At 39.5% G+C, this 22,707-nt stretch carries 18 protein-coding genes, 1 pseudogene and 1 CRISPR repeat array; of the genes and pseudogenes, 11 read left to right on the top strand and 8 right to left on the bottom strand.

From position 1 onward, the window contains the following. Positions 1–233: 233 nt before the first annotated feature. Positions 234–1,700, bottom strand: coding sequence for an aldehyde dehydrogenase family protein (locus FFR48_RS12470; protein WP_137667585.1), 1,467 nt, complete (start codon positions 1,698–1,700; stop codon positions 234–236). 336 nt (positions 1,701–2,036) lie between these two features. Continuing rightward, positions 2,037–2,863: direct repeats of the CRISPR family, unit length 37 nt; unit sequence ATTGCAATTTCCAATACTCCCTATTAGGGATTGAAAC. Between the two features lie 150 nt (positions 2,864–3,013). Between FFR48_RS12470 and FFR48_RS12465 the strand changes: the two genes are divergently transcribed. Next, the gene (locus FFR48_RS12465; RefSeq protein ID WP_137667586.1) at positions 3,014–4,321 is read left to right on the top strand and encodes a glutamate-5-semialdehyde dehydrogenase; all 1,308 of its coding nucleotides are present in this window, start codon (positions 3,014–3,016) and stop codon (positions 4,319–4,321) included. Between the two features lie 184 nt (positions 4,322–4,505). Here the strand turns inward: FFR48_RS12465 and FFR48_RS12460 are convergent, their stop codons facing one another. From FFR48_RS12460 to FFR48_RS12450, 3 genes and pseudogenes are all read right to left on the bottom strand, one after another. Beyond that, a complete protein-coding gene (locus FFR48_RS12460; protein ID WP_137667584.1) occupies positions 4,506–4,919 on the bottom strand; it encodes a helix-turn-helix domain-containing protein in 414 nt (137 codons plus the stop codon). After that, positions 4,900–5,202 carry a type II toxin-antitoxin system HigB family toxin gene (locus tag FFR48_RS12455; RefSeq protein ID WP_137667583.1) on the bottom strand — a complete coding sequence of 101 codons (303 nt, stop codon included), beginning with the start codon at positions 5,200–5,202 and terminating at the stop codon, positions 4,900–4,902. The genes FFR48_RS12460 and FFR48_RS12455 overlap by 20 nt, the downstream gene beginning before the upstream one ends. Positions 5,203–5,459: 257 nt before the next feature. Beyond that, a pseudogene (locus tag FFR48_RS12450) lies at positions 5,460–5,896 on the bottom strand (FAD-dependent oxidoreductase); the annotation flags it as partial. Positions 5,897–6,113: 217 nt separating this feature from the next. On the opposite strand from FFR48_RS12450, the gene FFR48_RS12445 reads away from it, so the two are divergent. Beyond that, positions 6,114–6,917: an ABC transporter ATP-binding protein gene (locus tag FFR48_RS12445; protein ID WP_137667582.1), complete on the top strand. Its 804-nt coding sequence runs from the start codon at positions 6,114–6,116 to the stop codon at positions 6,915–6,917. 250 nt (positions 6,918–7,167) lie between these two features. Further along, a complete protein-coding gene (locus FFR48_RS12440; protein WP_137667581.1) occupies positions 7,168–8,763 on the top strand; it encodes an MlaD family protein in 1,596 nt (531 codons plus the stop codon). Here the strand turns inward: FFR48_RS12440 and FFR48_RS12435 are convergent. Beyond that, positions 8,737–8,970: a hypothetical protein gene (locus tag FFR48_RS12435; RefSeq protein ID WP_137667580.1), complete on the bottom strand. Its 234-nt coding sequence runs from the start codon at positions 8,968–8,970 to the stop codon at positions 8,737–8,739. The genes FFR48_RS12440 and FFR48_RS12435 overlap by 27 nt on opposite strands. After that, positions 8,918–9,214 carry a DUF3288 family protein gene (locus tag FFR48_RS12430; protein ID WP_137667579.1) on the bottom strand — a complete coding sequence of 99 codons (297 nt, stop codon included), beginning with the start codon at positions 9,212–9,214 and terminating at the stop codon, positions 8,918–8,920. Before FFR48_RS12430 ends, FFR48_RS12435 begins: the two co-directional genes overlap by 53 nt. 245 nt (positions 9,215–9,459) lie before the next feature. Between FFR48_RS12430 and FFR48_RS12425 the strand changes: the two genes are divergently transcribed. The 7 genes from FFR48_RS12425 to FFR48_RS12395 all read left to right on the top strand — a co-directional run bounded on the left by FFR48_RS12425 (position 9,460) and on the right by FFR48_RS12395 (position 17,863). Beyond that, complete coding sequence (locus tag FFR48_RS12425; RefSeq protein ID WP_137667578.1) at positions 9,460–11,910, top strand: ATP-dependent Clp protease ATP-binding subunit; 2,451 nt, start codon at positions 9,460–9,462, stop codon at positions 11,908–11,910. 344 nt (positions 11,911–12,254) lie between these two features. Then, positions 12,255–13,823, top strand: coding sequence for a class I SAM-dependent DNA methyltransferase (locus FFR48_RS12420; protein ID WP_137667577.1), 1,569 nt, complete (start codon positions 12,255–12,257; stop codon positions 13,821–13,823). A 692-nt stretch (positions 13,824–14,515) separates the two neighbouring features. Next, entirely contained in the window at positions 14,516–14,827 is a 312-nt protein-coding gene (locus FFR48_RS12415) for a GIY-YIG nuclease family protein (protein WP_096567104.1), read from the top strand. Between the two features lie 332 nt (positions 14,828–15,159). Continuing rightward, the gene (locus FFR48_RS12410; RefSeq protein WP_137667576.1) at positions 15,160–15,729 is read left to right on the top strand and encodes a Uma2 family endonuclease; all 570 of its coding nucleotides are present in this window, start codon (positions 15,160–15,162) and stop codon (positions 15,727–15,729) included. Between the two features lie 41 nt (positions 15,730–15,770). Beyond that, the gene (locus FFR48_RS12405) at positions 15,771–16,130 is read left to right on the top strand and encodes a hypothetical protein (protein WP_137667575.1); all 360 of its coding nucleotides are present in this window, start codon (positions 15,771–15,773) and stop codon (positions 16,128–16,130) included. After that, positions 16,123–16,539, top strand: a complete 417-nt coding sequence (locus FFR48_RS12400; protein WP_137667574.1) for an HNH endonuclease — start codon at positions 16,123–16,125, stop codon at positions 16,537–16,539. Before FFR48_RS12405 ends, FFR48_RS12400 begins: the two co-directional genes overlap by 8 nt. A 124-nt stretch (positions 16,540–16,663) precedes the next feature. Next, entirely contained in the window at positions 16,664–17,863 is a 1,200-nt protein-coding gene (locus FFR48_RS12395; RefSeq protein ID WP_137667573.1) for a restriction endonuclease subunit S, read from the top strand. 56 nt (positions 17,864–17,919) lie between these two features. On the opposite strand, the gene FFR48_RS12390 is transcribed toward FFR48_RS12395, so the two are convergent. After that, positions 17,920–18,276, bottom strand: coding sequence for a DUF5615 family PIN-like protein (locus tag FFR48_RS12390; RefSeq protein ID WP_137667572.1), 357 nt, complete (start codon positions 18,274–18,276; stop codon positions 17,920–17,922). Beyond that, entirely contained in the window at positions 18,269–18,652 is a 384-nt protein-coding gene (locus FFR48_RS12385; RefSeq protein ID WP_137667571.1) for a DUF433 domain-containing protein, read from the bottom strand. The genes FFR48_RS12390 and FFR48_RS12385 overlap by 8 nt, the downstream gene beginning before the upstream one ends. Positions 18,653–18,805: 153 nt before the next feature. Here FFR48_RS12385 and FFR48_RS12380 point away from each other — a divergent pair, with 153 nt between their 5' ends. Next, entirely contained in the window at positions 18,806–22,504 is a 3,699-nt protein-coding gene (locus FFR48_RS12380) for a DEAD/DEAH box helicase family protein (protein WP_137667570.1), read from the top strand. Positions 22,505–22,707: the final 203 nt, after the last annotated feature.

Below are 22,707 nucleotides of genomic sequence, written 5' to 3'. Positions count from 1 at the left end.
GTCTATAGATGATTTGTCATTTGTGTTTTGTGATTGGTGTATGGCGACATTGAATATGTATGGTTGCAGGTTGAATAATTACTTCTTACTCCTGCCTCCTGGCTCGTGACTCCTGACTCGTGACTCCTTACTTGTGACTCCTGACTCCTGACTTCTGACTCCTGACTCCTGACTCCTGACTCCTGACTCCTGACTCCTGACTCCTGACTCCTGACTCCTGACTCCTGTTAAATCTACAATTTCACTGTCACAGTCTTAATCTCTGTATATTGCTGTAAACCGTATTCTCCCAGTTCTCTACCCATACCCGACTGTTTGAAACCGCCAAAGGGTGCGGCTGCATCGAATACATCATAACAGTTTACCCACACCGTACCTGCACGGACATTGTTAGCGATCGCATGGGCTTTGGTGATATCCTGTGTCCACACCGCCGCCGCTAAACCATACATGGTATTATTTGCCCGTTGGATCACTTCTTCCACATCTTGAAATTTGATGATACTCATCACGGGTCCAAAAATTTCTTCCTGGGCAATTTTCATCTCATCGCGGACATCTGCAAACACTGTCGGGGTAATAAAATAACCTCTGTCTCCCACCCTGTCACCACCATAAAGCATCTGCGCCCCTTCCCGTTGACCTGATTCAATATAACTCATGACTCGGTTAAATTGTTCCTGGTCTACTTGGGGTCCTTGTTGGGTGTTGGGGTCAAAAGGATCGCCGACTGTACGCTGTCTGGCTATTTCTACACTTCTATTCACAAACTCATCATAAATTTTTGCTTCCACAAATAAGCGAGAACCAGCAGAACAGCATTGTCCTTGATTAAAAAATATCGCTTCATGGGCGGCTTGAATAGCGGCATCTATGTTAGCATCAGCAAAAACAATGTTAGGACTTTTGCCACCTAATTCTAAAGTTACCCGTTTCAGGTTGCTTTTTGCAGCCGCTTCCATAATTAAATGGCCGACTTCAGTTGAACCAGTAAAAGCAACTTTATCAATATCATGATGATATGCGATCGCCGCCCCCGCAGTGGGTCCATATCCTGATAAAATATTGACCACACCAGCAGGAAAACCCGCTTCCACAATTAACTCACCCACCCGCAACGCTGATAAAGGCGTTTGTTCCGCAGTTTTCATCACCACAGTATTACCCATTGCTAAAGCTGGGGCTAATTTCCAAGCTTGCATCAATAACGGGAAATTCCAAGGTATAATTTGACCAACAACTCCCACTGGTTCATGGCGAGTGTAACAGAAATAAGGACCATTAATAGGAATAGTCTTACCCTGTACCTTATCAGCCCAACCTGCATAATAACGATAACAGGCAATAACTGATTCTATATCCCCTACAGAATCATTGATAGGTTTACCATTATCGAGAGTTTCTAAACGTGCCAGTTCATCAAGATTTTCCTCGATTAAATCTGCTAACCTGTAAAGTAGATTACCTCTTGCAGTCGCAGAAATTTGCCGCCATTCGCCATTAAAAGCCTTTCTCGCTGCTTGTACTGCCTTATCTACATCCGCTGCATCTGCTTCTGCTACTTCACAAATTACCTCACCCGTAGCGGGGTTAATGGTAGCAAATTTTTTCTTGCTGACACTTTCCACCCATTCATTATTTATTAGCAGTTGGGTAGGACCTATTTTCACCTGTGGTTGTGGTCTTGTTGCTGTAACCATCAGACCCTCCTAAAATTTTAAGGCTTTTTGTTAAATGCTATTAAATTGATTCCAGGAGTTACACAATTACGGCTAAATCTTTTATATATGTTTACATTTGCAGGTGTTTTGCGCGGATGGGTGGGTGTAAAAAATTGGTGCTGTAAAAAAATGGCTGTATCTCTTGATAGGCTTGACTTTGGGGTTATTCCGCTTTTCCACCCACCCGCGCACCTTACACAGACTGGGTTTGGGTGTTTTTTGCTCTTGACACGATTCCTGAAATGGACTATGATAGAGTCACTCGCGCAATCGAACCTTGAAAACTAAATATAGATAGGCTTTCAGGATGCCGCTATTGCAATTTCCAATACTCCCTATTAGGGATTGAAACTTCTCTTGGCGACTTTTTCGCTACAATCACGGATTGCAATTTCCAATACTCCCTATTAGGGATTGAAACGCACTGTATGACGGCATTAGCTCCGGCGGTACAGATTGCAATTTCCAATACTCCCTATTAGGGATTGAAACTTTATGGTAAGAGTGACCCCATGAGCCGCACATTAATTGCAATTTCCAATACTCCCTATTAGGGATTGAAACTTAGTGAACTTTGCTTGGTAATAGGAATGCCCATATAAATTGCAATTTCCAATACTCCCTATTAGGGATTGAAACGTTGAGCAGATAAACATCGAAGCAGCCGCTAAAAAATTGCAATTTCCAATACTCCCTATTAGGGATTGAAACGTTGCCCCGGCTCTAAGGGGACTGAACGCCCAAATTGCAATTTCCAATACTCCCTATTAGGGATTGAAACCGATGAAAGTGCCTTTTCTTGCAGCAAAGTCTAAGGTTTATTGCAATTTCCAATACTCCCTATTAGGGATTGAAACGGGCAAAACCGCAAAGAGGAAGACGCTGGTATTATTGCAATTTCCAATACTCCCTATTAGGGATTGAAACCGTAGCCACTGCCTAAAACAATAATGGTGGTGATTGCAATTTCCAATACTCCCTATTAGGGATTGAAACAAATTAACTTTTTGTAAAGCTTCATTTTCTGTAACGATTGCAATTTACAATAATCCCTATTAGGGATTGAAACATCTCCTAAAGCAATAACCATGTCAGCAAGCTTTCTATTGCAATTTACAATAATCCCTATGAGGGATTGAAACGGCTTAAATGTAAATACTCAATAGATCCACGATTCGTCATCAAAATTTCGTAAAAGTTAAAGACGGTGATTGGTGATTGGTGACTGGGAGGATGAATAACCCAATGCCCAAAGAATATTAAGATTGTTATAGTGTAAATATATTTTTGTGATGAATACCGTACAAGTTGTTTCTGGTTTAACTGAAATTGCCCAAAAAACCCGTTTAGCTGCTAGTAGGTTGGGTGTACTTGCTACTGAGGAGAAAAATCAAGCGATTAATGCGATCGCTCTAGCTTTAGAATCTGCTCAGGATGAAATATTGGCTGCTAATGTGGCTGACTGTGAAGCAGCTATGGCGGAAGGTATTGCTAAACCTCTTTATAAACGTTTGCAGTTAGATGAACATAAATTAAGAGATGCGATCGCTGGTGTGCGTGATGTTGCTAAGTTAGATGATCCTGTTGGTAAAGTCCAAATTCACCGAGAAATTGATACTGGTTTAATTCTTAAACGTATTACTTGCCCTTTGGGTGTTTTAGGGATTATTTTTGAAGCGCGTCCCGAAGCAGCTATTCAAATTGTTTCTTTAGCCATTAAATCCGGTAATGGTGTTATTCTCAAAGGTGGAAAAGAAGCTTTACGTTCTTGTGAGGCGATAGTAAAAGCCATTAAAAAAGGTTTATCTAATACTGCTGTTAACCCCGATGCCGTGCAATTGTTAACAACAAGATCAGAAATATTAGAACTTTTAAAATTAGATAAATATGTAGATTTAATTATTCCCAGAGGTTCTAATTCTTTTGTCAGGTTTGTTCAAGAAAATACTCGCATTCCCGTTTTAGGTCATGCCGATGGCATTTGTCATCTTTATATAGATCAAGCGGCTGATTTTGAGAAAGCAATTAGTATAACTGTAGATTCTAAAACTCAGTATCCTGCGGCTTGTAATGCTATTGAAACTTTATTAGTTCACAGTAATATTGCTGCGGAATTTTTACCCAAAGTTGCTGAGGCTTTGCAAGCGCAAAATGTAGAATTAAGAGGTGATGAACGCACTTTAAAAATTTTACCTCAGATTGATTTAGCAACAGCAACAGATTGGGAAACAGAATACAGTGATTTAATTTTAGCCATGAAAATTGTTGATTCTTTGGAAGCAGCAATAAATCATATTAGTGAATATGGTTCTCGGCACACAGAAGCCATTGTTACGGAAGATTTAACAGCAGCAGCAACTTTTCAAGCATTAGTAAATGCAGCAGGAGTTTATCATAATTGTTCTACTCGTTTTGCTGATGGTTTTCGTTATGGTTTTGGTGCAGAAGTGGGAATTAGTACCCAACAAATGCCACCCCGTGGACCTGTGGGTTTAGAGGGTTTAGTAACTTATAAATATCAAATGTGTGGTGATGGTCATATTGTGAAAACCTACACTGGTGCTAATGCGAAATCATTTACACATCGAGATTTGGAATAAAATTAAAGAAAATAAAATTAAAGAAAATAGCGATGATAAATATCTGGTAAACAAACAAATTCCAACTGTATGGATTGATAACAAATCAAAGTTTTGTCTGTTGCTCCGTGATTTATCCTCGCTATCAGGTGTTATGATAAAAAACACCTACTTTACCTGACTAATTAGGTTTATTCAGCAAACCCTAACTAACTGATTCAAAAAACGCAGCCGGCGAAATATGAAAAAACTCCGCAAGTTTGTGAATATGATCAACAGTTAAAAGACGCTCTTTCCTCAAAACTTTAGATAAAATCGCCTCAGTTTCAAAAATAGGAACTAAGTCCTTTTGCTGCACATTAAATTCATCTATCAACGCTTGCAGTAACTCCACACCATAAATATCGGGTATGGGATTTTGCTTTTCTTCGTACTCATAAACTAGAGTACCTAAAACATCTAAATAATCTTCTTCATCAGGAGTTAATTCACCTTTATCAATCAAAAAATTGATAACCTTTTGTGTAGCAAAAAATTCCTCCTCAGAAGTAATGGGACGAGGGGGGAAAGATTTAAGTAATTCAAGATAAGCGTTGTTGTTACGTATTCCAAGGGTCATTTTTCCAGTCCTCCTGATCATATTCTGCATGGGTGAGGACATGACGGATAAAAACTTTTTGAGAATTGTACTTTACCAGCACAATAAGCCGATATTTATTACCGCCAATGTTAAAAACAGTGAGATTACCAACTTGATCAGCAGAAGGAAAACTTTGACGTAACTCTACAAAATTTTGCCATTCAGCTTTTAATGTAATTTTATACCATGATTGCAAGCTAGTTTGTGAGTTAGGGTGCTTTTGCCAAAATTCGGAAAGTGTCCGACGGGTGATAATGTGCATAAATATTTATTTCATGATTTTTACCTCTAACTTACAAGTAACGACATTTTTACCCAACTACAATAGTTTTCCGCAAAATTACAGAATAGACCTCTTTCAGAATTCATTTTATGTTATGATAGGAGTTTTTGTTAATAGTAGTGCCAAAAGATAAGCTGTTGTGCATTTAATTTGTATAAGTGGAACAGGCATCTTGCCTGTTAAACAAGAGTTCAGAATATTAGGATTATACAATTTAGCTGTGTAACAGCTTAAAATGCCTTTAAACCTGATAATAAAAAGCATTCCAGGTCAATTAGTCGCCTTACCCAAAGGTCTTTAATGGTAGCATCCATCACACTACCAACAGAAGATTGCACAATTGGCAAATTTAACAACATTTTACCCAAAGAAGGTAAATAACGTTGTAACAATAGGGGTATGACTTGCCAATCAGCCCGCAATGCTATGCTGGGAATATCTTTCATTGCGTCGTAAAGTCCCAAAAGACGCGATTTAAACTTTGAGAACCACTTAAACCGCAATAAAAGGAGGGACCAGAATCAAACTCAAAACCGCGTCTTTTAAAAGTGTGCGCTGCACCACCGGGAATATTATGACCTTCACAGACTACAACCCGTTTTCCATAACGTGCAAGTAACGCGGCCGCAGATAAACCACCGATACCGCTACCAATTACAATAATATCTGTCATTAGTCATTAGTTAAGAAGTCAGGAGTTAGGAGTCAGGAGTTAGGAGTCAGGAGTCAGGAGTCAGAATATTGGATAAATCAGTAGATAATCAATCAGTGATTTTTGATATAAATCCGCAAAGCTGATTGCTTTTAGCTGATAGCTGAATACTTACAGTCATTAGTCATTATTAGTTAATAATACACACCAATCAACTATCAACTATCAACTATCAACTATGACCAATTACCAATCACCTAACGAAGAACCATTAATTGAACTAAGAGGTATTTCTAAATCCTTTGGTAAAAATAAGGTTTTAGATGATGTTGATTTGCAAATTTTCCAAGGAGAAGCAATAGGAATTATTGGACCTTCAGGAACTGGTAAATCCACGATTTTAAGAATTATAGCTGGTTTATTACAGCCGGATGCAGGAGAAATTTATATTCAAGGGATAAAGCGAGAGGGGTTAATAGAAGATGGTGGTGATCCGGTGAGTATTGGGATGGTATTTCAGCAAGCAGCTTTATTTGACTCCTTGAATGTAGATGAAAACGTCGGTTTTTCATTGTATCAGAATACAAAATTAGAGCGATCGCGCATTCGCAAACTTGTCAACGAAAAATTAGAAATGGTAGGTTTACCAGGTATTGGTCATCTTTACCCCTCAGAACTTTCGGGAGGGATGCGAAAACGGGTAAGTTTTGCGCGTGCGATTATGTCTAATCCCGATAATCCCAAAGATAACCCAGAAGTTTTATTATACGATGAACCTACAGCCGGACTTGATCCTATTGCTTCAACAGTAATTGAGGATTTAATCCGCAGTTTGCAATGTACACAAGGAGTCTGTAGTACCTACTGCATCGTTACCCACCAAGATAGTACCATTCGTCGAACATCTGACAAGTTGATATTTCTTTATCAAGGAAAAGTGCAATGGCAAGGTAAAGTAAATGAAATAGATCATACAGAAAACCGTTTGATTAGACAATTTATGAGTGGGAGTATACATGGTCCAATTCAAGTGGCTGGTTGATAATATATTTTAGGAGTCAGGAGTTCAAGGAGTCAAAATAAAAATATTTGTTTACTATTTTCTCTTCACAGTATTTACAAATTACGAATTACGAATTACGAATTACGAATTACGAATTACGAATTACGAATTACGAATTACGAATTACGAATTACGAATTACGAATTACGAATTACGAATTACGAATTACGAATTACGAATTACGAATTACCAATTACCAATCAGGACTATTTTTATGGAGCGCGAAAAAATGCGAGGTCTAATTAGTGGATTCACTTCTACAAGAACTTTTAGAGAAGGATCGGTAGGTTTATTAATCTTATTAGGGTTAGGAGCATTTGGGGTAATATGGCTATGGTTAAATAGAATCACGCCCGGAAGCAGTTCTTATAAAGCTGTGGTTGAATTTGCTAACGCTGGGGGAATGCAAAAAGGCTCACCAGTTCGTTATCGTGGTGTGAAAGTGGGTAGTATTTCTAGTATCAAAACCGGAGCAAATGCTGTTAATGTAGAAATTGAAATCAACGATCCTCAATTAAAAATTCCTGCTGATTCTAAAATTGAAGCAAATCAAAGTGGATTAATTAATGAAAGTATCATTGATATTACTCCACCACCTAATGCACAAGTTCCTCAAGATATTGCCGGACCATTAGAGAAAGATTGTAATCCTGGTTTGATTATTTGTAACGAATCTACTAAATTAAAAGGTGAGATTGGAATTAGCGTTGATGAACTGATCCGCCAATCATCTGATTTTGCTGCTCAATATAATAATAAGGAATTTTACGACAACGTTAATCGCCTTTTAGTAACTTCTGCGAATGCGGCTGATAGTATTGCTAAACTCAGTCGAGAAATGCAAAGTGTCGGCAGAAGTTTTCAAGGACAATTAGGCACATTTTCTAATACTGCTGTCACTATCCAACGAGCAACAAATGAACTCACAACCACAACAACAAAAACCGCAAATCAATTAGGTACAACAGCGAGTGAATTTAGTACAACTGCAAAACAAGCAAGTAAGTTATTAAATAACTTAGATGAATTATTAACTACAAATCGTTCTGCTTTAGTCGGTACTTTAAATAATATTACCCAAACCAGTAACCAACTACGTCAAACAGTTAGTAGTTTATCACCTGCGGTTAATCGTTTAACAGAAGGAGAATTATTGAAAAATTTAGAAATTCTCTCTGCTAACGCGGCTGAAGCTTCTGCTAATTTAAAAAATGCTTCTAAAAATTTAAATGATCCGCAAAATATTGTGCTTTTGCAACAAACTTTAGACGCTGCTAGAGTAACTTTTGAAAATACCCAAAAAATTACATCTGACTTAGATGAATTAACAGGAGATCCGAAATTTCGGCAAAATCTTTTACAGTTGGTCAATGGTCTAAGTAAATTAGTATCTTCTACGGAAAATATGCAGCAACAAACAAAGGTTGCTTTTACCTTAGATGCTCTTAAAACATCTATGAATCCAGCCGAAAATATCACACCTAAACCTACTTTTAAAGCTGCTTCACAAACACCAAAATCTCTGGAAAATATCCCTAAAAATATCACTGCTAAACCAGAAATAAAAGCTGTTGAAAAAATCAACAAAGTAGTAATTTTCACCCCATTACCAACTACAGAAATAATCCAATTGAACACACAACCAGAGTTATTACCACCTGTAATTATTTCCGAACCATCTTCCCCAGAAAAAGCCGTAACTCCCACCGTACCTGCTGCTATGGAAAGTGCCGAAAACATTCCCCAAAACACCATTACACTTACCCCAAACTCATCCCAACAACAGCTATTGCAAAAGTTAAGAGAGCGAACAGGTGACAGGTGACAGGAGACTGGTGACTGGTGACAGGTGACAGGAGACTGGTGACTGGTGACTGGTGACTGGTGACTGGTGACTGGTGACTGGGCAAAAATATCTATCTCCTACCTTCTGCCTCCTGCCTTCTGCCTCCTGACTCCTGACTCCTGACTCCTTGTAATTAATTCCAATCTTCCTCTTCCTTCTTCCCCCGACTTTTATAAATGCCTCCAACTTGATGTATTTCACGGGTTTTGGCAAAAAGTTCCGCTTCCGTTAAACCCCAACGTTGCAAAACTTTATCTAAGTCTTGTTGAATGTCCCGTGCGCCAGGAAAGCCTTGATAGCGTATTCTCATCCGAGCTAATTCAGCTAAATTGTAATCTGTTGCCTCCTGAGAGAGTAAACTATTAATAAAGGGGCGATCGCGGTTGTAGAGTGGATGCTGTTGATCTTTACTTGCGGAAGATTCTGTCATAAATTTTACCGATGATAGGATTTCACTTGACCCAAGTTGACAGGCTCAACAGTTGCCAGAATAGCCAAATTTTTAGCCATAACTGGCAAATGACGGCTACTACACCTGAGCTAATTACGGCTCTCACCACTGCCATCTAATTTTAAATAAAGATACATTATCTTTAAGAAAATACAAGAAACTTTAGATCAGGGTGAACCTTTAGATCACCCAAAGTCCAAGCAGCAAGGGAGCAAGAACCCGCTATGTTTGAACACTTCACGTCCGAAGCCATCAGGGTAATTATGTTAGCTCAGGAGGAAGCACGCCGCCTGGGACATAACTTTGTCGGTACAGAACAAATTCTCCTGGGTTTAATGGGAGAAGGAACAGGGGTTGCTGCTAAAGTGCTGGCTGAGTTAGGCATTAACCTGAAAGATGCGCGTCGGGAAGTAGAAAAAATTATTGGTCGGGGTTCTGGTTTTGTCCCACCGGAAATTCCTTTTACACCAAAAGTAAAAAGTCTATTTGAGCAGTCCTTCAGAGAAGCTCATGGTCTTGGACACAATTACATAAACACTGAACATTTATTGTTAGGTTTAACTGAGGCGGGGGAAGGAGTAGCCGCCAAAGTATTGCAAAATCTCGGTGTTGACCTGCAAACTATCCGCAATGCCGTGATGAGTGTGTTAGGTGAAGATAACACAGTTTTTGCTGGTGGCGGACGCAATACCAGACGTAATCAAAATCTGAGTATAGAAGAATTTGGGCGTAATCTCACCAAATTAGCTCAAGAAGGCAGATTAGATCCGGTAGTGGGTCGGCAAAATGAAATTGAGCGCACTGTACAAATTCTCGGTCGTCGTACCAAAAATAACCCGGTGTTAATTGGTGAACCTGGTGTTGGCAAAACTGCGATCGCCGAAGGTTTAGCTCAACGCATCATTAACCAAGACGTTCCTGAAGTATTACTGGACAAAGAAGTAATTAGTCTGGATATGGGTTTACTGGTGGCAGGAACTCGCTTCCGGGGCGACTTTGAAGAACGTCTGAAAAAAATCATGGATGAAATTCGCTCCGTCGGTAATATCATCCTGGTAATTGATGAAATTCATACCCTCGTCGGCGCTGGTGGTACAGAAGGCGGTTTAGATGCGGCTAACATCCTCAAACCCGCATTAGCTAGAGGTGAACTGCAATGTATTGGTGCAACTACCTTAGATGAATACCGTAAATACATTGAACGGGATGCAGCGTTAGAGAGACGTTTTCAACCGATTTTAGTCGGAGAACCATCAGTAGCAGAAACTATTGAAATTCTCTATGGTTTGCGCGGTGCGTATGAACAACACCACAAAGTTACCATTGCTGATGATGCAATAATAGCAGCAGCACAGTTATCAGATCGTTATATTAGCGATCGCTTCTTACCAGATAAAGCCATAGACTTAATAGATGAAGCCGGTTCTCGTGTGCGTTTACGTCACTCCCGCATCATCAACAACAAAGAACTCAAACTGCAACTGAAAAACGTCAGCAAGGAAAAAGCAGAAGCTATCAGAGTTCAAGACTTTGGTAAAGCTAGTAAACTGCGTCAAGAAGAAATAGAACTGCAAACCAAACTTGACCTAGAAGAAAACCTGCAAACTCTCAACATTCCCAGCGTTGACGAAGAAGACATTGCTGAGATCGTCGCTTCTTGGACAGGTGTACCAGTAAATAAACTAACTGAATCTGAATCAGAGTTATTACTACACTTGGAAGACACCCTACATACACGCCTGATCGGTCAAGAACAAGCAGTTACAGCCGTTTCTCGCGCTATTCGTCGCGCCCGTGTGGGTTTAAAAAATCCTAATCGCCCCATCGCCAGCTTTATTTTCTCTGGTCCGACAGGGGTAGGTAAAACCGAACTAGCCAAAGCATTAGCGGCTTATTTCTTCGGTTCGGAAGATTCCATGATTCGCTTAGATATGTCCGAATACATGGAAAGTCACAATGTTTCCAAACTCATCGGTTCACCTCCAGGTTATGTAGGCTACGACGAAGGCGGACAACTAACAGAAGCAGTACGCCGCAAACCCTACACAGTGCTACTTTTCGACGAAATCGAAAAAGCGCATCCCGATGTATTCAATATGCTGCTGCAACTTTTAGATGATGGTCATCTTACGGATGCCAAAGGTCGAAAAGTAGACTTTAAGAACACCTTAATTATCTTGACATCTAACATTGGTTCTAAGGTAATTGAAAAAGGTGGTATGAGTTTAGGATTTGAATTTGATAACCAAGCTGATGCAAGTTATCAACGTATCCGCAACTTGGTAAACGAAGAACTGAAAAATTACTTCCGTCCTGAGTTCTTAAACCGTCTTGATGAAATTATCGTCTTCACTCAGTTGAACAAGGAAGAAGTCAAGCAAATTGCTGACATTATGCTGGGTGAGGTTGCTAACCGCTTAACTGAAAAAGGCATCAAATTAGAAGTCACAGCAGCCTTTAAGGAACTAGTGGTGAGAGAAGGTTATGATCCTAGTTATGGTGCTAGACCTTTACGCAGGGCTATTATGAGACTTTTGGAAGACTCCTTAGCTGAGGCTATTTTATCCAGTCAGATCATCGAAGGTGATACAGCTATTGTAGATGTAGATGATGATGGCCAGGTGAAAGTAAGGAAAGCAGAAACCCGCGAGTTACTGTTAGCTAATGTTGGTTAATTTTGAATAACATATTGACGTTATTCCGTTAATGGGGTAAAGGGAAAAGGTGAAGAAAAACCTTTAACCTTTACCCTTTATATATTTTAATATATTTTAATATATTTTAATATATTTTAAATTCAGAAAAAACTGGGCGATCGCTTACTTTATAAGCTGATGTCCCGCTAAACTATATAATCAAAAAACCTGAAGTTACAGTAACACAAGCATCTTGCTTATATTAATTATTCAGGTTAGGAGAAGGAACAGGTAAGGTTTACAGAGATTTTTTCTTCAATAACTATGTGCAATTACAATTAATTTTGCCTGCGTACTTATTAATTACTGGATAAACATAAAACATGATATCAGGGGAAATTAAAAGTCAAGTAGATAAAATTTGGGATGCTTTTTGGTCCGGTGGTATTTCCAACCCCCTAGAAGTAATTGAACAAATTACCTACCTGTTATTTTTGCGTCGTCTGGATGACCTGCATACCTTAGCAGAAAACAAAGCTACCCGACTCAAAAAGCCAATGGAACGGCGTATTTTCCCAGAGGGAGATTATGTATTAGAAAAATCCGAGTCGGGAGAACCGCTAAAAAAACGCCCCTATGATCATTTGCGTTGGTCGCGGTTTCAGCATTTCGCACCGCCAGAAATGTATGCTGTGGTGAATGAATTTGTCTTCCCGTTTCTGCGGACTTTAGGTGGTGATGACTCGACCTATGCCCACCACATGAAAGATGCTCGTTTTACCATTCCCACCCCCGCGCTACTTGCTAAAGTAGTGGACTTGATCGCTAATATCCCAATGGATGACAGGGACACCAAAGGCGACCTGTATGAATATATGTTAAGTAAAATTGCCTCAGCCGGACAAAATGGGCAATTTAGAACACCGCGCCATATTATTGGGCTAATGGTGGAACTGACAGCACCCAAACCGGGGGATGTAATTTGTGACCCTGCTAGTGGAACCTGTGGCTTTTTAGTGACTGCTAATGAATACTTACGTCAACATCACCCCCAGGTGTTAACAGATGTCAAGCTAAAAGCACATTTTCACCAGCAGATGTTTCACGGGTTTGATTTTGATAATACCATGCTGCGAATTGGCAGTATGAATATGCTCCTGCATGGTGTAGAAAATCCTGATGTGAGATATAAAGATTCTTTAGCACAGGAACACGCAGACGATGAGGAAACCTATACTTTATTATTGGCTAATCCTCCCTTTGCTGGTTCTTTAGACTATGAAAACACAGCCAAGGATTTATTAGAAATAGTTAAAACTAAGAAAACAGAGTTATTATTTTTAGCTTTATTTTTAAGATTGCTGAAACCAGGGGGTAGGGCGGCGGTAATTGTCCCCGATGGGGTGCTGTTTGGGTCTTCCAAGGCACATAAAGAATTGCGGAAAATACTGGTAGAGGAACAAAAGCTAGATGGAGTCATATCCCTCCCTGGTGGTGTGTTTAAGCCCTATGCGGGAGTTTCTACGGCGATTTTACTCTTTACTAAAACCAATTCGGGAGGAACTGATTTTGTTTGGTTCTATGATGTCAATGCCGATGGATTGAGTTTAGACGATAAAAGAACACCTTTGTTAACTGAGGATAAACTTGGATCTGTGCCGGCTGTGCAGTTAACCCCGGAGGAACATAGTAAAAATAATTTACCTGATATTTTAGCACGGTGGCAGGTACGTAATACTACAGAACGAGAACGCCCCCGCACCGCTCAAAGTTTCTGTGTCCCAAGGGCGGATATTGCGGCTCAAGGGTATGATTTAAGTCTTAATCGTTACAAGGAAGTGGTACATGAGGAGGTAGACCATTTACCACCCCAGGAAATTCTGGCTAATTTAGCTAAGTTGGAGTTAGAAATTCAACAAAGTATGAAGAAATTAGGGAGTTTGTTAGGTTAACGTTCCCTGAGCGAAGTCCGTTCCCTGAGCGAAGTCCGTTCCCTGAGCGAAGTCCGTTCCCTGAGCGAAGTCCGTTCCCTGAGCGAAGCCCGTTCCCTGAGCGAAGCCCGTTCCCTGAGCGAAGCCCGTTCCCTGAGCGAAGTCGAAGGGAACAAAGTCGAAGGGAACAAAATCCAAGTCCGTTCCCTGAGCGAAGTCCGTTCCCTGAGCGGAGTCCGTTCCCTGAGCGGAGTCGAAGGGAACAAAGTCGAAGTGTCGAAGGGAACAAAGCTTGTACTGAGCTTGCACTGAGCGAAGTCCGTTCCCTGAGCAAAGTCCGTTCCCTGAGCGAAGCTTGTACTGAGCGAAGCTTGTACTGAGCGAAGTCCGTTCCCTGAGCGAAGTCCGTTCCCTGAGCAAAGTCCGTTCCCTGAGCAAAGTCCGTTCCCTGAGCGAAGTCCGTTCCCTGAGCAAAGTCCGTTCCCTGAGCGAAGTCCGTTCCCTGAGCGAAGCTTGTACTGAGCGGAGTCCGTTCCCTGAGCGAAGCCCGTTCCCTGAGCGAAGTCCGTTCCCTGAGCGGAGTCCGTTCCCTGAGCGAAGCTTGTACTGAGCGAAGCCGAAGTGTCGAAGGGAACAAAGTCGAAGGGAACAGAGAGAGGGAACATTGCCAGATTTAAGTATAAAATAAACTTAAAAAATTCAATCATCAACCGATGGCATATATATATATTATTGAATGTGCTGATGGTACTTACTATACTGGTAGTACAATGGATTTAGATCGTCGTTTATGGGAACATCAAAATGGTTATGGAGCAAATTATACAGCGAAACGCTTACCTGTTAAGTTAGTTTTTTGTGAGTATTATGAGCTTGTAAAAGATACTTATGAACGGGAAAAACAAATACAAGGTTGGAGTCGCAAGAAAAAACAAGCTTTGATTTTAGGAAATACAAATTTATTACATAAGTTGGCTGAGTGTCAAAATGAAACTCATTACAGTCGGTTTGCTCATTTGAGTTAGGAAAAGTGTTCCCTTCGACACTTCGGCTTCGCACTTCGGCTTTGCACTTCGGCTTCGCTCAGTACAAGCTCAGTACAAGCTCAGTACAAGCTCAGTACAAGCTTAGTACAAGCTTCGCTCCCTTCGACTTCGCTCAGGGAAAGGGAGGCGGTGATGTTCCCTTCGACTTCGCTCAGGGAACGTTGGTCAGGGAACGGGGAGGCTCAGGGAACGGGGAGGCTCAGGGAACGTTGGTCAGGGAACGTTGGTCAGGGAACGTTGGTCAGGGAACGGGGAGTGAAATTAAAATAGTAAGAAAATAGTAAGATAAGCAGTTTATAGGAGTAATGGTCATGACAGTTACAACTGCTCAAAAAATGACTTTTGAGGAATTTCTTAATTATGACGATGGGACGGATTATTTATATGAATTGGAAAATGGGGAATTAATTGTTATGCCTTTTGAAAGTGAGATCAATCGGCGCATAGCGATGTTTTTAGTTGCCTATTTTCTAAAATTAGGTATTCCCTATTACCGCTTGAGTATGAAAACAGAAATAGCTGTAAATAGTCGCATGGTGGGGGTGCGTGTTCCTGATTTGGTGGTATTTTCTGAAGAGTTGGCACAGGTGATGCAAAATGCTACACGCTCTTTAATTTTAATGGATATGCCGCCCCCTTTGTTGGTGGTTGAGGTGGTAAGTCCTAATCAGGAAAATCGAGATTATCGTTACAAGCGTTCTGAGTATGCAGCGCGGGGTATTGCTGAATATTGGATTGTTGACCCGATGGGGCAAAAGGTGACTGTTTTAGAGTGGGTGGAAGGTTTGTATGAGGAGCAGGTTTTTACAGGTGATGAGGTGATTTGTTCGCCTTTGTTTTCTGAGGTGAAGTTAACTGTAAATGAGTTATTACAAGGATAATAAAAATGTGTATATAATTGATTTTATTGAGGTAAAAAACTATGCGAATTACTTTAGATATTCCTGATGAAATGGTAGAGAGTTTAGAATCTCACAAGGAAGATTTACCAAAAATATTGGCTTTAGGGTTACGAGAAATTAATGCTAATCCCAAGGGTGGTATTTCTGGTTTAGCTGAGGTTTTAGAGTTTTTGGCAATGTTGCCATCTCCTGAACAAATTTTATCTCTTCGTCTTTCTTCTGAAGTTCAGGATAAAATTGATGCTCTTTTAGAGAAAAATCGCCATCAAGGTTGGGATGAAAATGATCTTGTTTTATGGCAACATTATGAGTTTATTGAGCATTTAGTCCGTCTTGCTAAAGCTCAGGCTTTACTGAAGTTACAAGCAAGTTATGAGTAAAAGTTATATTCCTAATAGTGTGCGAAAAATGGTGTTTAATCGCGCTCAGGGGTGTTGTGAGTATTGTTTGATTCCAGAAAAGTTAGTTTTAGCTAATCATCAGATAGATCATGTAATTGCAGAAAAACATGGGGGTGCAACTGTGTTAGAAAATTTAGCTTTGTCTTGTTCCTTATGTAATCAAGCTAAAGGTAGTGATATTGCTTCAATTGATCCTGATTCTGGTGATACTGTGAGACTCTATAATCCTAGAAAAGATATTTGGCAAGAGCATTTTATTTTAAATTCACAAAGTGGTATGATTGAACCTCTAACAGCAATTGGTCGGGTAACTGTTCAATTATTACGGATGAATCGTGTTGAGTATTTACCTGTACGTAAAATTATTTCTAGTTTAAATATAAATTAGTAATTTTTTATCAAAAAAGCACTTTCTTCATGCACAATTAGAGTTTTAGTTGAGGTTATTTATATATAAGATTTTATTTTTTAATATCAATGTTGTTTATTAAAGATTTGGAGAAAATGCAAGGATGAAAAATAAAATTCCGTTTTCATGGCCGACTTATTCATTTAAAGAAGTGGCTGAGGTTATTACAGGTACAACACCATCAACAAACCATCCTGAGTATTATGGCGATTTCATACCATTTATAGGTCCAGCAGAATTAGGTGGTGTAGAACCAATTACAAAAAGCTCTAAAAATCTTTCAGATGAGGGAGCAAAACAAGCAAGACTTTTACCTAAAGAAGCTGTATTAATCTGCTGTATTGGTGCAACAATTGGAAAAGTTGGCTTTTCGGGAAAAAAATTAGCCACTAATCAACAGATTAATGCTTTGGTTTGTAACAACAATATTGTTTTTCCTCGATATGTATTTTATTACTGTCGGACACTTGAATCTCTATTTAGACACCAAGGATCTTCTACAACTTTGCCTCTTTTACCAAAAGGTCGTTTTCAAGAAATAAAGATTCCTGTACCACCATTAGAAGAACAGAAAAGAATAGCGGAGATATTAGATCAAGCGGAGGAGTTGAGGAGAAAAAGAAAAGAAGCGATCGCACAACTCGACACCCTCAATCAATCCATTTTTATAGAAATGTTCGGAGATCCTGTTAAGAATTTTAAGGGATGGAATATTACAAAAGTTGGGGAAGTTGCTGATGTACAGGGTGGGCTTCAAGTTAGCAGTGCAGCCAGAAAAAAATACCCACGAGAAATTCCATATTTACGAGTAGCAAATGTTTACAGAGGCTACCTTGATTTAAGTGAAATTAAAATGATGCGTGCTACGGATACTGAAATACATAGAACTTTGCTCAAAAAAAATGATTTATTAATTGTTGAAGGACATGGAAACCCTAACGAAATAGGTCGTGTAGCTTTATGGAATGGTTCTATTAATGATTGCATTCACCAGAATCATATTATCCGCGCTCGTTTTGAAATACATAAAATTATTCCACTTTATGCTTGTCACTATCTTAACTCACCAGGAGGAAGGCAACATTTACTAAAGTCTGGGAAAACAACATCAGGTCTTAATACTATAAGTGTTTCAGAAGTTCGAGCCACCCCTGTTTTACTTCCCCCCCTATCTCTTCAAAAAGAATTTGCTCAAAGAGTGGAAGCAGTAGAAGAACTGAAAAAATCACACCGCGCCTCATTATTAGAACTAGATGCCCTCTTTGCATCCCTCCAACATCGTGCATTTAAAGGAGAACTATAACCTAAAAAAAATTGATTTACACTAGAAAAAAACCGAGAAATATTAGACTTCTAAAACTACTTTCGCCACCGATTCAACCAATCTACCTGACCAATCCAATCCGCCGCTTCTGCGTCAGATAATAGGTTATCTAATGCCATAATTAAATCGGAAAGTGACCAACTATTCTGAGCAGCAAGGATAATACCACCATGTTGCGGATACTTTTCTGCTAGAACAATAAAGTCTCTAATATTGAAAGTAAAAATACATCTTCCCTGAGAAGTTGCACGTAATAATTGAATTTCATCACTAGCATCTAAAGGCATCCAGTCATTTGGTGTACGAGTGACATCATGACCTTTAGACACCAATGCTAAATGTAGTGATTTACTAGAGGTATCAGCATCCAGATGCAGCTTGAGTTTAACCATTGGCACTTTCTAAGGATTGCTCAGAAGAGATCGCTGTATCAATCTGCTCCTTATTGACTACATAAAAACTCAAAGCCTCTCTTACTTGTGCCTCATTTAGCTCATACTCATCAGCAATTTGACTGAGACTCATACCCCATTTTTGGGAAGCTATCACCACAGTCTGGACTCTAATTCCTGTACCTTTAATGATTGGTACAAGTTGCCCATTTGCTCCCTGACGATAAGCAATTTGTGAAAAAGATGCTTTCAGGGTACTGACTTTTTCTGTTACAGCCCACAGAATAAATTGATCAACCGAAATCCCCTGACTTTGAACTAATTGCTCAATTTCATGCTTCAACTGTTCAGGTAAATTTAGGGTATATGCTGTCATTTGCCGTATTTATTTGCTGGCCTTAGAAACATCATAAGAAACATTATATTCTAAATGTAGCTCAACATCCCATGAAATTCTAGCTTGAAATCAACATATTTACTGAATATAATGAGTATAATCTATTGAAACTAACAACAGCTTATTAACTAAATGAGCCAGTTTACCTTTCTTCAAGCTGAATTTCCCACCATTTACGAATCTGCTCACAAAGCCTTTAAAACAGCCTATCGTGACCCGCGGACAGCCTGTTTTTATAGCCGTCGCGCCTTAGAATTAACAGTAAACTGGCTCTATAAATACGACAATACATTAAACTTACCCTATCAAGATAACATTAGCGCCCTCATCCATGAACCGACCTTTAAACAATTAGTAGGTCAAGCCATATTTAACAAAGCCAAACTCATCATTAAAATTGGTAACAACGCCGTTCATGATGAAAGAAAAGTACCCGTTAACGATAGCCTCACCGCAGTCAAAGAATTTTTTCATATAGCATATTGGTTAACCCGTACCTACGGACGCACCACCAAACCAGAACCAGGTTTAACCTTTGATATTAACGCCATACCGCAAGTTACCAAAACCACCCCGGTGAGTGAGCAAAGTCGAACTCCAGCCAGTGAGAGAGATAAAACCCCGGTTAGTGAACAAAATCAAACTAAACTTAGTGAGAAAAACAAAACTCCGGTGAGTGAGCGAAGTCGAACTCAAGAACTGCAAAAATTAGCAATAGAACTCAAAGAAAAAGATGAAAAACTCTCCCTACTACTAACAGATAAAAACGCCCTAGATGAAACCATAAAACAACTCAGAGCCGAATTAGCAGCAGTCAAAAAAGTAAATATTAGCCAACCAGATACACACGACTATTCAGAACAAGAAACCCGCAAGTCCATCATAGATTTATTATTAAAAGAAGCAGGATGGAAGCTGGTTTCGACTTCGCTCAACCAGCGCAACAGTTCCCGTTCCCTGAGCGAAGTCGAAGGTCGTTCCCTGAGCGAAGTCGAAGGGAGCGAAGCTTGTACTGAGCTTGTACTGAGCGAAGCCGAAGTGCGAAGCCGAAGTGTCGAAGGGAGCGAAGCCGAAGTGCAAAGCCGAAGTGTCGAAGGGAACGTTTCCTGTGAATATCCAGTAACAGGAATGCCCAACAACTCCGGTAATGGCTCTGTAGATTATGTATTATGGGGAGATGATGGTAAACCCCTAGCAGTAGTCGAAGCCAAACGTACCCGCAAAGACCCCCGCAACGGTCAACAACAGGCTAAACTCTATGCAGACTGTTTAGAAAAACAATTTAACCAACGTCCCTTAATTTTCTACACCAACGGTTATGAACATTGGTTATGGGATGACACCAACTACCCACCGCGACAAGTCCAAGGGTTCTACAAAAAAGCCGAATTAGAATTACTTATCCAACGCCGCAGCATCCGCAGATCCTTAGCCCAAGCAGATATTAAACCCAGTATAGCAGAACGCTATTACCAAACCCGTGCAATTCGCCGAGTTACAGAAGCTATAGAAACCGACAAAGAACGCAAAACCCTGTTAGTCATGGCTACAGGTGCAGGAAAAACCAGAACAGCGATCGCCCTAGTAGAAATGCTGATGCGTTGTAACTGGGTCAAACGCGCCCTATTTTTAGCCGACCGTGTGGCCTTGGTAGACCAAACCATCAAAGTATTAAAAAAACACCTACCAGAAGCATCTCCAGTTAACCTAGTCACAGAAAAAGATGGAGAAGGGAGAGTATTCGCTTGTACCTATCAGACCATGATGGGATTAATTGATGATACCAAAGAATCAGAAAAACGGTTTAGTGTTGCCCATTTTGATATAATTATTGTTGATGAAGCCCATCGTTCCGTCTTCCAAAAATATCGCCACATCTTCAATAATTTTGATGCTTTACTATTAGGATTAACCGCCACCCCCAAAGATGAAATAGACCGCAATACCTACGGATTATTTGATTTAGAAAGTGGTGTACCTACAGATGCCTATGGCTTAGAAGATGCGGTAAAAGATGGCTTTTTAGTCCCACCTCAAGCCGTCTCAATTCCCCTAAAATTCCAACGTCAAGGAATTAATTATAGTCAACTATCAGAAACAGAAAGAGAAGAATGGGATGCTATAGAATGGGATGATGAAGGTAACATCCCCGACCGCATAGAAGCAGCAGCAGTCAATCAATGGTTATTTAATCAAGATACAGTAGATAAAGTTTTAGAACATCTAATGACCAGAGGTTTAAAAGTTGCCGGCGGTGATATCTTAGGTAAAACAATTATCTTTGCTAAAAATCAAGCTCACGCTAACTTTATCGCTGACAGATTTAATATTAACTATCCCCAATTTAAAGGTGAATTTGCTCGCGTCATTACCTTTAATACTAAATACGCTCAAAGTATTATAGACGACTTTTCTAAAAAAGATAAAATGCCCCATATCGCCATTTCTGTAGATATGTTAGATACGGGAATAGATGTACCAGAAGTAGTAAATTTAGTCATGTTTAAATTGGTGCGTTCTAAAACCAAATTCTGGCAAATGTTAGGAAGGGGAACTCGTCGCTGTGCTGACTTATTTGGTATAGGACAAGATAAACAATTTTTCTATGTATTTGACTACTGCCAAAATTTAGAATTTTTCCAACACAACCCAGAAACCACAGATGCACCCATAGGTAAATCTTTAAGTAAGCAGTTATTTACTAAACGCCTGGAATTAATAGCAGAATTAGATAAATCAATTGTTGATAATTCTATTAATAATTCCGCAATTTACGAAAATCAAACATCTGCAAAAGAACCAAAAACAAATACAGAACTGCGGCATCAAATAGCTAATTTATTATATACAGAAGTGGCAGCCATGAACACAGAAAATTTTATAGTTCGCACAAAACGCCAATTTGTAGAAAAATATGGTAATTATGAATCATGGAAATCATTAGCTCAAGAAGATATTATTACCTTAAATCAAGAAATTGCCGGTTTACCTTCCCAAATACCCACAGAAGCAGAAGAAACCAAACGCTTTGATATATTAATCTTAAAATTACAACTAGCCATAGTCAAATCTCAACCTAATTTAAAACAATTACAAACACAGGTGAAATCAATTGCTGGGTTACTAGAAGAAAAACCAGATATTCCTTTAATTCAAGCACAATTACCATTAATTCAAGATATTCAAAGCGACGAATGGTGGCAAGATGTCACCTTACCCATGTTAGAAACACTCCGCAAACGTCTACGGGGTTTAGTAAATTTAATTGATAAGAAACAACGCGAACCCATTTATACTAATTTTGAGGATGAAATGGGAGAGGAAATTATAGTAGAATTACCTCATTTTACCTCAACAGATCAATTCTATAAGTTCCGATCTAAAGCCAGAGCCTTTTTAAGAGGGCATCAAGATAATATAGTTATTTTCAAACTCAGAACCAATAAACAATTAACCGCATCAGATTTATCCGAGTTAGAAAGAATATTAGCAGAAAGCGGTATCGGAGAAACGGAAGATATTAACCGCGCTAAAGAAGAATCTCAAGGACTAGGCTTATTTGTGCGTTCCTTAGTCGGACTAGATAGGGAAGTTGCTAAACAAGAATTAGCTAGTTTTATAGCTGATAAAAACCTTAATGCTAATCAAATAGAATTTATAGATATGATTATCAACTACCTCACAGAACATGGTGTCATGGATGCAGCATTACTCTATGAATCACCATTTACTGATATTACACCCCAAGGACCAGATGGACTATTTACCTCTGCTCAAGTTGATGAATTAATTGCTTGTTTAGAGGAAGTTTATCAAAAAGCGATCGCCTAACTAAACGTCTAAATAGGGCTTGCTGAGAAAGTCTTTCCGTGAGGGCATAGGAGTCAGGAGTCAGGAGTCAGGAGTCAGGAGTCAGGAGTCAGGAGTCAGGAGTCAGGAGTCAGGAGGAGATTTGAAAATTTCTTTGCCATCTCTTGAAATCCCAAAAAATGCACACTTTTTCCGGTATACGCTTCAAAACCCTTGCACTTTTT

Source organism: Sphaerospermopsis reniformis (assembly GCF_005402885.1).
GTDB lineage: Bacteria > Cyanobacteriota > Cyanobacteriia > Cyanobacteriales > Nostocaceae > Sphaerospermopsis > Sphaerospermopsis kisseleviana.
This window is presented reverse-complemented; position numbering and strand designations above follow the sequence as displayed.